Origin of the sequence: Streptomyces sp. TM32 (assembly GCF_004122755.1) — a bacterium.
In the GTDB taxonomy this organism is placed as follows: Bacteria; Actinomycetota; Actinomycetes; order Streptomycetales; family Streptomycetaceae; genus Streptomyces; species Streptomyces sioyaensis.
Genome location: NZ_SDIG01000031.1, coordinates 25,441 through 36,954 on the forward strand (window position 1 = coordinate 25,441; position 11,514 = coordinate 36,954).

Annotated in this window: 7 protein-coding genes; 3 read left to right on the forward strand and 4 right to left on the reverse strand. The window is 72.7% G+C overall.

Annotation, left to right across the window (positions count from 1 at the left end; genetic code table 11):
* Window positions 1–334: 334 nt before the first annotated feature.
* On the forward strand, window positions 335–1,417 hold the full coding sequence (locus EST92_RS10490; RefSeq protein ID WP_129280672.1) for a DUF2637 domain-containing protein: 1,083 nt from the start codon (window positions 335–337) through the stop codon (window positions 1,415–1,417).
* Between the two features lie 39 nt (window positions 1,418–1,456).
* Here EST92_RS10490 and EST92_RS10495 read toward each other — a convergent pair whose 3' ends face one another.
* Window positions 1,457–1,930: an ATP-binding protein gene (locus tag EST92_RS10495; RefSeq protein ID WP_239012665.1), complete on the reverse strand. Its 474-nt coding sequence runs from the start codon at window positions 1,928–1,930 to the stop codon at window positions 1,457–1,459.
* A 268-nt stretch (window positions 1,931–2,198) separates the two neighbouring features.
* Here EST92_RS10495 and EST92_RS10500 point away from each other — a divergent pair, with 268 nt between their 5' ends.
* A complete protein-coding gene (locus EST92_RS10500) occupies window positions 2,199–5,354 on the forward strand; it encodes a glycoside hydrolase family 38 C-terminal domain-containing protein (protein WP_129280673.1) in 3,156 nt (1,051 codons plus the stop codon).
* A gap of 485 nt (window positions 5,355–5,839) precedes the next feature.
* Here the strand turns inward: EST92_RS10500 and EST92_RS10505 are convergent, their stop codons facing one another.
* Together EST92_RS10505 and EST92_RS10510 are read right to left on the reverse strand one after the other, a co-directional pair.
* A complete protein-coding gene (locus tag EST92_RS10505; RefSeq protein WP_129280674.1) occupies window positions 5,840–7,582 on the reverse strand; it encodes a pyruvate dehydrogenase in 1,743 nt (580 codons plus the stop codon).
* 124 nt (window positions 7,583–7,706) lie between these two features.
* A complete protein-coding gene (locus EST92_RS10510; protein WP_129280675.1) occupies window positions 7,707–9,089 on the reverse strand; it encodes a protein phosphatase 2C domain-containing protein in 1,383 nt (460 codons plus the stop codon).
* Between the two features lie 315 nt (window positions 9,090–9,404).
* On the opposite strand from EST92_RS10510, the gene EST92_RS10515 reads away from it, so the two are divergent.
* Window positions 9,405–9,887 carry a DUF456 domain-containing protein gene (locus EST92_RS10515; RefSeq protein WP_129280676.1) on the forward strand — a complete coding sequence of 161 codons (483 nt, stop codon included), beginning with the start codon at window positions 9,405–9,407 and terminating at the stop codon, window positions 9,885–9,887.
* A 145-nt stretch (window positions 9,888–10,032) separates the two neighbouring features.
* Here EST92_RS10515 and rsgA read toward each other — a convergent pair whose 3' ends face one another.
* Entirely contained in the window at window positions 10,033–11,208 is a 1,176-nt protein-coding gene (gene rsgA / locus EST92_RS10520; RefSeq protein ID WP_129280677.1) for a ribosome small subunit-dependent GTPase A, read from the reverse strand.
* Window positions 11,209–11,514 lie beyond the last annotated feature (306 nt).

Genomic DNA, 11,514 nt, shown 5'->3' on the forward strand with positions numbered 1-11,514 from the left:
TCCGTCGCGAAAGTCAGCATTAGGGCAGCATCAGGGGCTACTAAGACACTTGAAGGTGGCCACACACTGGACGCACGGTCACGCTCGCCTAGGCCACCCCACGGCACGGTGTGCAGGCACGATGCGATGCTCGGCCTCGCGCCCCGATCCCCTCCCTCACCCGCCAGGATGATCCAACTCGAACACAACTTCCCCTCAAAGGGTGGCAGTTCGATATCAAGGTGACCTTCTCGCACCCCTTGGCGCCCACTTGCTTCGAATGCCTCGGTTACGGCAGCGGCTTCCGTCAGGATGTCGCGCGACACCGCATACCCGAGGCAAAAGGACCCCCAGAATGAGAATGACCGACATATCGCTGGATTGGCTGGTTCCCGGAGCCCTGGTGCTCGTCGGTGTGCCGGTCGCGGTGGCGCTGGTGGTGCGCGGTCGGCGGGCGGCCGCGCGGTCCGCCGCCGGCGACTCGTGGGAGCGTAGCGAGGAGCGCCGCCGGCGCAAGGAGACCGTCTTCGCCTCGGCCTCCTATCTGCTGCTGTTCTGCTGTGCGGCGGTCGCCGCCGCACTGTCCTTCCACGGTCTGGTCGGCTTCGGCGTACAGAACCTCAACCTCTCCGGGGGCTGGGAATACCTGGTGCCGTTCGGGCTCGACGGCGCGGCGATGTTCTGCTCCGTACTCGCCGTGCGGGAGGCCAGCCACGGTGACGCGGCGCTCGGCTCCCGGATGCTGGTGTGGACCTTCGCGGGCGCCGCTGCCTGGTTCAACTGGGTGCACGCGCCGCGCGGCCTGGACCACGCCGGTGCGCCGCAGTTCTTCGCCGGGATGTCGCTGTCGGCCGCGGTCCTCTTCGACCGGGCGCTGAAGCAGACCCGCCGGGCGGCGCTGCGCGAACAGGGTCTGGTGCCGCGTCCGCTGCCGCAGATCCGGATCGTCCGCTGGCTGCGCGCGCCTCGGGAGACCTTCGCCGCCTGGTCGCTGATGCTGCTGGAGGGCGTACGGACGCTGGACGAGGCGGTCGAGGAGGTGCGGGAGGACCGGCGGCAGAGCGAGCAGAATCGTCTGCGCAGACGCGAGCAGGGCAAGCTCGACCGGGCCAGGATCAAGGCCATCAACCGGCAGCACCGCAGCTGGGGCCGCGGCGGCCGGCAACTGGCGGTGACGCAGGCGGCGTCGGCCACCGCGGAGGTGGCCGGCCCGGACCCGGCCATAGCCGGCGAGCCGCAGCCGCCGCTCGCCGGGGAGCCGCCGGCGCACTCCCGTCCGGCCCTGAAGGCCGTGTCCGGTGCTGAGGCCGGGGGCGCCGAGGCCGCTGCCGGTCCCCCGCGGACCGTCGATCTCACCGCCGAGGACGACACCCAGACGATTCCGCGGCTGGACTCCCTGGAGGAGAAGCTCGCCGAGATCGAACGGCAATTCGGCTGACCGGTGGCGGACCGCGCCTGCCGGCGCACCCGCCCCTGGTCAGGCCGGTCCGCCGCCCAGCTCGAACCACACGCTCTTGCCGAGGCTCTCGGTGCGGATCCCCCACGCATCGGCTAAGGAACGCACCAGCATCAGCCCGCGGCCGGAGGTTCCGTCAGTGGTCGGGGCGCGCGGCTCGGGGCGCCCGGGGACGAAGTCCCGGACCTCCACCCGCAGCCGGTCACCGACCCGGGCCGTGACGACGGCACCGCCCTCGGCATGTACCAGGGCGTTGGTGACGAGCTCGCTGGTGAGCAGGGTGGCGACCTCCATGAGCTCACCGCCCCCCGGCACCGTCCAGCGGCTCAGCAGCTGGCGCAGCTCCCGGCGCACCTCGCCGACCGCCTTCAGGTCCGCATGGCGCACCTTCCGCTCCAGTACGCCCGGCGCCCGCGCGGCGCTCCCGCCGCCCCGGCTCCCCTCGATGCCGCGCTCTCCTCTGTCCCGTTCCTCGCGCCGCACAGGCTGACGCATACTCTCCCCCGCCCCCAACGAACTTCGGCGCTCTGCCTCGAACAGCCTCACGGTCAGCATGCCCATCGGATCAGCCGCCATGCTTCCGCCCGCGGGGTCACCGGTGCACGCCCCGCGCGCCGGGTGAGCCCCCCGTGTTCCCGTGGGTATGCCTGACCCGAGCCCGTCGTGGAACCCCGCCGGACCGGGCCGCGCCGGGGACGCTCCCCGGCCACCCGCCGGGGGGCGCGCCCCCGGCGCACGGGGAGAACGAGCGTGAGGAGCCGCTGTGCACGACGACCGACTGCTGGTGGAGGGGCGCCTGGAGCGGGCGCTGAGGCAGTTCATCAGGCCCGCGCAGTACGCGGCGCGGGTGCCGTTGCGGCTCTCGGTCTGGCATGCGCCGGGAGAGCCTGTCCCCGTGGGCGAGGCGCTGGAGGCCGCGTACGAACCGTTCGCGGTCGGTGAGGCGTGGGGGCCGCCGTGGTCCACCAGCTGGTTCCGGTTGGCGGGCCGGGTGCCGCAGGAGTGGGCCGGGCGGCGGGTGGAGGCCGTCATCGACCCCGGCTTCAGCGGCGACGGGCCCGGTTTCCAGGCCGAGGGGCTCGTCCACGACGCCGACGGCGTACCGCTCAAGGGCATCCATCCGCACAACCGGCACATCCCGGTCGGCGCGCCGGCCGACGGCGGTGAGGAGGTCCGGCTGCTGCTGGAGGCCGCCGCGAACCCGGCGGTGCTGCGGGACTTCTCCCCCACCGACCTCGGCGATGTCCGCACCGCGCCCCGTCGGCCGCTGTACCGCTTCGCCGCGGCGGATCTCGCGGTGCTCGACGAGACCGTCTGGCAGCTGATCCTCGACATCGAGGTGCTGTCGGAGCTGATGCACGAGCTGCCGGTGGACCGCCCGCGCCGGCCCGAGATCCTGCGGGCCCTGGAGGACATGCTGGACGCGCTCGATCTGCACGACGTCGGCGGCACGGCGGCCGCGGGCCGGGCCGCGCTGGCAGAGGTGCTCAGCCGCCCGGCCGCCGCCAGCGCGCACCGCGTCTCGGCCGCCGGCCATGCGCACATCGACTCCGCCTGGCTGTGGCCGCTGCGCGAGACCGTACGCAAGGCCTCCCGCACCTTCGCCAATGTCACCCAGCTCGCCAAGGACTACCCGGAGCTGGTGTTCGCCTGCTCCCAGGCGCAGCAGTACGCCTGGGTCAAGGAGCACCAGCCGCATATCTGGGAGCGCATCAAGGAGGCCGTACGGGGCGGCAACTGGGCGCCGGTCGGCTCGATGTGGGTGGAGTCCGACGCCAATATGCCCGGCGGTGAGGCGCTGGCCCGCCAGCTCGTGCACGGCAAGCGCTTCTTCCTTGACGAGCTGGGGGTGGAGACCGAGGAGATCTGGCTGCCGGACTCGTTCGGCTACACGGCCGCCTTCCCGCAGCTGGCCCGCCTGGCCGGGGTGAAGTGGTTCCTGACCCAGAAGCTGTCGTGGAACCAGACCGACCGGATGCCGCACCACACGTTCTGGTGGGAAGGCATCGACGGCACCCGCGTCTTCACCCACTTCCCCCCGGTCGACACCTACAACGCCCAGTTCCACGCCCGCGAACTCGCCCACGCCGAACGGAACTTCGCCGACAAGGGCCGGGCCACCCGTTCCCTGGTGCCGTTCGGCTGGGGCGACGGCGGCGGCGGGCCGACCCGCGAGATGCTGGAGCGGGCCCGCCGGCTGCGCTCTCTGGAGGGCTCACCGCGGGTGGAGATCGAGCCGCCGGCACGGTTCTTCGCGGCGGCGCACGAGGAGTACGGTGCGACCGCGCCGGTCTGGTCGGGCGAGCTGTACCTCCAGTTCCACCGCGGTACGTACACCTCGCAGGCGAAGACCAAACAGGGCAACCGGCGCAGTGAACACCTGCTGCGCGAGGCGGAGTTGTGGGCCGCGACGGCCGCCGTACGGGCGGGTGAGGCCTCCGTACGGGCGGACGGGGGCGCCGCGTACCGCTACCCGTACGAGGCCCTCGACCGTCTGTGGAAGACCGTGCTACTGCACCAGTTCCACGACATCCTGCCGGGCTCGTCCATCGCCTGGGTGCATCGCGAGGCCCGGGAGACCTATGCGAAGGTCGAGGCCGAGCTGACCGGGATCATCGAGGCGGCGATCGGCGCGCTGGACGAGACGGGAGCGGAGCCGGCCGCTGCGCCGACGGTGTTCAACGCCTCGCCGTACGGCCGGGACGAGATCGTCGAACTGCCCGCGCAGGACGCGGTCCCGGGCGGACCCACCGCCGTCGCGGTCCACGTCCCGGCGCTGGGCTCGGCGGCCGTCCGCCCGCCCGGCCCGGACTCCCCCACCCCGCCGCCGGCGCCCGTCCGGGCCGAGACCGGCGCCGACGGCGACCTCACCCTCGACAACGGGCTGCTGCGGGTGCGGCTCGACACCGACGGGCTGCTGGTGTCCGTACGCGATCTGCACGCCGGGCGGGAGGTCCTGGCGCCGGGCGCCCGCGGCAATCTGCTGCAGCTGCACCCCGACCACCCCAACCAGTACGACGCCTGGGACCTCGACCGGCACTACCGCAACCGGCACACCGATCTGACCGACGCCGAGTCCGTCGAGCTGGCCGCGGCCGGGCCGCTGTCCGCGACGGTGCGGGTGACCAGGGCGTTCGGCGCGTCCCGGATCGTCCAGGAGCTGACCCTGCGGGCCGGCTCGCACCGCCTCGACATCCGCACCGACATCGACTGGCACGAGTCGGAGAAGGTGCTCAAAGCCGCCTTCCCGCTGGACGTGCACGCCGAACGGTCCGCCTCCGAGGTGCAGTTCGGGCACGTCCACCGCCCCACCCACACCAACACCAGCTGGGACGCCGCCCGTTTCGAGATCTGCGCCCACCGCTGGCTGCGGGTCGCCGAGCCCGGCTACGGCGTCGCGCTGCTCAACGACTCGACGTACGGCCATGACGTCACCCGCACTCAGCACCCCGAGGGCCTGGGCACGACGGTGCGGCTGACCCTGCTGCGCGCACCGCACAGCCCCGACCCCGAGACCGACCAGGGCACCCACCGCTTCACCTATGCGCTGCTGCCGGGCGCCGGCACCGGCGAGGCCGTCGCCGAGGGCCTGGCCCTCAACCTCCCGCTGCGCACCGCCGCCACCCCGCCGGTCCCGCCGCTGATCCGCGTCGACCACCCGGCCCTGACCGTGGAGTCGGTCAAGCTCGCCGAGGACCGCAGCGGCGATGTGGTGGTGCGGCTGTACGAGTCCCACGGCGGACGGGCGAGCGGCACCCTCTCCCCCGGCTTCCCCGTCGAACGGGCCACCGTCACCGACCTGTTGGAGCGTCCGCTGCACCGGGAGGAGGAGGGGCCGACCTCCGATCTGACCATCGAGCTGCGGCCGTTCCAGATCCTCACGCTGCGGCTGCGCCCCCAGCACCCGCCGGCGGGCTGAGCGCGAAACCGCGGGCGGAGCGTGCGCACTGCGGGACTACTTCGACGAGGACGCCGCGTTCCGCTCCTCAGTTGAGTCGTTCGGCAGCCGCTACCACACCAAGCATGCGGAGGGAGCCTCGGCGGAACAACTGGAACGGCGTATCCGGAGGTCCTCGGACCACTTCCTGGAAGAATGCGCCATCTTCTGCTGCCTCAAGGAACGCGTCTGCCGGTCATGCTCTATCCGGGATCGTTCGACACCCTCTACGAAATCGCCGCGGGCGCACACGAGGGAGCACCGAAAGAGCTGCGCGAGCTGATCGTGGTATCCCTTCAACTCCGAGGGCGGTGACGTTTCCGGGTTCGGATGATCGTTTCCGGGTTCGGGTGATCGTTTCCGGCTTCAGGTGACCATTTCCGGGTTCAGGTGACCGTATCCGGCTGAGGGGAAGGCGAGCCCTTCGTATCGGCCACCACGGGCCATTGGCCTGGGGGTGAAGCCGACTACATCCGGGGAATGTTGCGCAGGTTGGAGCGGGCCATCTGCAGCATCCGGCCGACCCCACCGTCCAGCACCATCTTGCCGGCCGACAGCGCGAAGCCGGAGACCATCTCCGCGCTGATCTTCGGCGGGATCGACAGGGCGTTGGGGTCGGTGACGATGTCGACCAGCGCCGGGCCCTTGTGCCGGAAGGCGTCGCGCAGTGCGCCGCGTACCTGCTTGGGCTTCTCCACCCGGACGCCGTGGGCCCCGGCCGCGCGGGCGATGGCCGCGAAGTCCGGGTTGTGGTTGGTGGTGCCGTACGACGGCAGGCCGGAGACCAGCATCTCCAGCTCCACCATGCCCAGCGCGGAGTTGTTGAACAGCACCACCTTCACCGGCAGGTCGTACTGGACCAGGGTGAGGAAGTCGCCCATCAGCATGGAGAACCCGCCGTCGCCCGACATGGAGACGACCTGCCGGCCGCGGTCGATGAACTGGGCGCCGATCGCCTGCGGCAGCGCGTTGGCCATCGAGCCGTGGCTGAACGAACCGATCACCCGGCGGCGGCCGTTGGGGCTGAGATAGCGGGCGGCCCAGACGTTGCACATGCCGGTGTCGACGGTGAAGACGGCGTCGGCGGCGGCCTCCTCGTCCAGGACGGAGGCGACGTACTCCGGGTGGATCGGGGTGTGCTTCTCGACCTTGCGGGTGTAGGCCTTGACCACGCCCTCCAGCGCGTCGGCGTGCTTCTTCAGCATCCGGTCCAGAAACGTGCGGTCCTGCTTCGGCCTGACCTTGGGGATCAGGCACCGCAGCGTCTCGCGGACATCGCCCCAGACCGCCAGGTCGAGCTTGGAGCGGCGGCCCAGGTGTTCGGGCCGTACATCGACCTGGACGATCTTGACGTCGTCGGGCAGGAACGCGTTGTACGGGAAGTCCGTGCCGAGCAGAATCAGCAGATCGCACTCGTGGGTGGCCTCGTAGGCCGCGCCGTAACCCAGCAGGCCGCTCATGCCCACGTCGTAGGGGTTGTCGTACTGGATCCATTCCTTGCCGCGCAGCGCATGGCCGACCGGGGACTTCACGCGTTCGGCGAACTGCATGACCTCGGCGTGGGCGCCCGCCGTGCCGCTGCCGCAGAACAGGGTGACCCTCCGGGCCTCGTCGATCATCCGGGCGAACGTGTCGATCTCGGCGTCCCCGGGGCGCACGGACGGGCGCGAGGTGACCAACGCGTGCTCGATGGCCCGCTCGGGGGCCTGCTCGGCGGCGATGTCGCCGGGGAGGGAGACCACCGAGACCCCGCGCTGCCCGATGGCGTGCTGGATCGCGGTCTGCAGTACCCGGGGCATCTGCTTCGTGCTGGAGATCAGTTCGCTGTAGTGGCTGCACTCGGTGAACAGCCGGTCGGGGTGGGTCTCCTGGAAGAAGGTGGTGCCGATCTCGCTGGAGGGGATGTGGGAGGCCAGGGCGAGGACCGGGGCCATGGAGCGGTGGGCGTCGAAGAGGCCGTTGATCAGGTGCAGGTTGCCGGGTCCGCAGGAGCCCGCACAGGCCGCCAGCGAGCCGGTGAGCTGCGCCTCCGCTCCGGCCGCGAAGGCCGCGACCTCCTCGTGGCGGACCTGGATCCAGTCGATCGCGGAGTTCCGGCGGACGGCGTCCACCACCGGGTTCAGGCTGTCACCGACGACGCCGTAGAGCCGCTGCACCCCCGCCCGCGCGAGGATGTCCACGAACTGCTCGGCCACGGTCTGCTTCGCCATGTCGCTGGTGCTCCTTCGACGGGTGGTGACTGCGGGTCCGTCTCCCCATGAACCCACGCGCCGCCCCGGGGCGCCTCCGCTGGACGTCCGCCTCCGATCCGGTCCGGTGCCCGTGTGCCCCGGGCTACGCCTCCCACACCCCGACGGCCGTACGGTCCTTCGGGTGGCCCTCGACCCGCAGTTGGGCGGCGGTGAGGAAGTCCGCCAGGCCCGGCGGCTCGGGGGCGGACCATGCGGCGGCCAGCCGGGCGGCGAACGCGGGCTCCTGGTGGAGCGGTTCGGCGAAACCGGCGCTGCACAGCAGCAGGATGTCCCCCGGACGGGCGAAGGCGGTCCGGAAGAGGAACGGCTCGGGCCGCGCCGGGCTCCCGCCGGGGGCGGGCGGGGACGGGTCGCCGGCGGCGGGCGGGTCGCCGGCGTCCGCCGGGGCGTGCCGCGGCAGGTGGTCCAGCGTGGCGGGCTCCAGGTCCTGCCAGGCACCGTCCCGCAGCCGGAAGAGGCCGCCCGCGCCGACACCGAAGAACACCCGGGTGCGGCACTCCGGGTCGGCGGGCAGCAGCAGACAGCGCAGCGCGGCCGTGTACTGCTCCGGCGGGACGCCCCGCTCCTCCGCCCGGGCACGCAGCTTGCCGTAGCTGCGGTCGAGGAGCCGCTGCAACCCGGATTTGAGGGCGTCGCGCTGGTCGGTACGGATGTCCTCCGCCAGTCGGGTGTAACTGCGGCCGACCGCACCGCCGATCCAGGCGCAGGCGTCGCGGGCGGCGCGCGGGGCACCCTCGCCGCCCGGCAGCCCCGTGGCGACGGCGACCAGGATCAGTGCATGGCGGCCGGCCCCGAAGCGGACGGTGAGCAGCGCATCGCGGCGGACGTCGCCGCGGTGACGGGCCAGATCGCCGCGCCGGGAGGCGGCGCGCAGGGTCAACGAGCCGTATCGGGCACCGTCCAGCGCGGTGTCCGGCACCTGCTCATCGAGCGCGGCGGGGTCGGCGGCGGGCAGGGGGCCCGGCTCGGGCTCGTATCCATTCGGGTCGTATCCGTGCGGTCCGTATCCGTGCGGAGTGGGGTCGGATTCGCTGGGCTCGTAGCCGTTGGGGTCGGATTCGTTCGGCTCGGGTTCGTCGGGGTCGGACCCGTTGGGCCCGTAGCCCGGCCGGCGGGCGGCGGCTGCCGGGCGCGTTCCGGGGCCGGTGGACTGGAGCGGGATCGGTGCCGACGGGGCGGGCGGGGGCGGTGACGCTGCCGGAGGAGACGCCGGAGGAAGCGGCTCCGATCTCCCGGGAGGGCGCTGGGGCGCACGGTCGGAGCGTCCCGGCGCCGCGAGCGCCCGGAGCGCCGACGCGACCCGGTCGTCGAGGGTGTCCGGAGCGTCGGACGGCCCGGTGTCGCCCACCGCGCCGCGCCCCGGGACGTCGTCCCCCGCGCCCCCGCCACCACTGCCGCCGCCGTCGCCGTACAGCCGCCGCCACCAGTCGTCCTCGTGGCCGCGCCCGGTCCCCTGCTGCTTCATGGACCGTATTGTTCCCGGACGGCCGCGGACCGGACAGGGCGCGAAAGAGCGTTCCCCCGTCGGGGGCATCGGACGGCGCGGCCTTGATCGGGGCTGCCGGGGTGGCTTCGGCGGCACCCGCCCCGGGAGTCCGCCGGCAAGCGCTTCCGGGCCGCGTCCGGCACGCTGGGCCCATGAGAGTGTGCAGCGGACGGTCCGTCACGGGGCGTGCGCCCGCCGGGAGTGAGGCCGGCGGGTGAGTGCGGGCTGCGGGCGGGCCGGGACGGGAGCCGCGCCCCGTGACGGCGGGGTCGACGGGCGGAGCGGGGCCCGCGCATGAATGTGTGGCAGCTGGTGGCGGTCGGCCTGGTCATGCTGCTCGGGCTGCTCGGGGTGCTGGTGCCCGGTATCCCCGGACCGCTGATCGTGTGGGCGGCCACGATGTGGTGGGCGCTGTCCGAGAAGTCCGGCGCGGCCTGGGCGGTGCTCATCGGCGCCACTGCCGTGCTGCTGCTCAACCAGGTGGTGAAGTGGCTGCTGCCGGCCCGCAACCCGCGGGCCGCGGGCGCGCCGTACCGGACGCTGTTCCTGGCGGGGGTGGCCGGCATCGTGGGGTTCTTCGTGGTCCCGGTCCTCGGGTGTCCGCTGGGCGCCGTCGGCGGTCTCTATCTGCTGGAACGGGTCCGGCTCGGCGGCCACGGCCAGGCCTGGGCCTCGACCCGTACGGTGCTGCGCGCCACCGGCCTGAGCGTGCTGGTCGAGCTGTTCGCCTGCCTGCTGGTCGCCGGCGCCTGGGCCGGGGCGGTGTCGGCGGGCTGAGGAGTCACCCGGCCCAGATGGGTGACTCCTCAGCCCGCCGTAGCCCGCCCTCCGCCCGGCCCAGCGGCGTGCCGTACTGGACGTGGCTGTCGGGGATGACTCTCGGGGGAGGGACGGCACCGGCCCCCTCCCCCGCACTGCCGTCTCAGCGTTGCGGCCCCCGCTTCCGCTCCATCATGTGCCGGCCCAGCGCCTGCTTCTGCTTCCAGTCCCGGCGGAGTTCGGCGCGCAGCCGGGCGTCCGTCTTCGCCACGATGCGCTGGTTCTCGCGCTGGAGCTTGCGGTAACTCTCCAGCCGACGGACGCTCAACTCGCCGCTGTCGATGGCCTCTTGCACCGCGCAGCCCGGTTCGCCGCGGTGTGCGCAGTCGTGGAAACGGCACTCCTCGGCCAGTTCCTCGACGTCCGAGAACGTCCGGGCGAGGCCGGTGTGTGCGTCCCACATCCCGACGCCGCGCAGCCCCGGTGTGTCGATGAGGACCCCGCCGCCGGGCAGCGGCCGCAGATCGCGGGTGGTCGTGGTGTGCCGGCCCTTGCCGTCCCGGTCGCGGATCGCCTGCACCAGCTGCACCTCCTCGCCGACGAGTACGTTGACCAGGGTGGACTTGCCGGCACCGGACCGGCCGAGCAGGACGGAGGTGCCGCCCGCGAGCACGGCGCGGAGCACATCGAGCCCGTCACCGGTCGCCGAACTGACCGCCAGCACCGGCACTCCGGGCGCCACGGATTCGGCATCCGTGACGAGATGGGCGAGGCCCTCGGGTGCCCCGGCCAGATCCGCCTTGGTCAGCACGATCACGGGCTGTGCCCCGCCCGCCGGGGCGAGGGCGGAGGTGTCCAGCGGTCCCTCGCCGGACGCGCTGGACATCGCCAGCGCCAGGAACCGCTCGATCCGCCCGAGGTCCAGCGGCTCCGCGAGCGAGACACAGATGACGATGTGGTCGAGGTTGGTGGCCAGTACCTGGCCCTCGGCCCGCTTCGAGGACGTGGAGCGCACGAATGCCGTACGGCGCGGCAGCAACGCCCGTACGACACCGTCGACATGGGCTCCGCTCCGGCCGTTGCCGAGGTCGAGCGCGGCCCAGTCCCCGGTGCACGGCACGCGCAGGGGGTCGCCGGTGGCCACCAGCGCGGTGTCCGCCAGCACGGTCCGGACGCCGTCGCCGTCCGGCACGACGGCGTCCACCCGCCCGCGGTCCACGCGGACGATCCGGCCGGGCAGGAACCCCTGCTCGGCGAAGGGAACGAAACTCTCCGCGAACCCCTGGTCCCAGCCATAGGCGGACAGCGGGTGCGCAGTGGAGAAGGTGAGGTCGAACAACGGGATGGCCCTTCAGAGGGTGGGGCCCCGGCGCCGCGCCCACGCGCGGATGTGCGTGATGAAGCTGCGTCAGCCGGAGACCACAGGGGTGGGGTTGAGGAACTCCTGAATGCGGGCAGTGCCCACCGCAACGGCAGTCATCAATGTCCTCACCTCCTGTTCGCTCACACGGCTGATGACAGCGGCCACTGCCGCCGTCCCGAACGCCGCAGACGCTAACGCGGTGCCGGTCGGGGCGCCACCGGTTTTTCCGGCCGCGGCGGACCGCCACCACGTGGGGGCGTCACGGCTGACTGGGTGTAATGC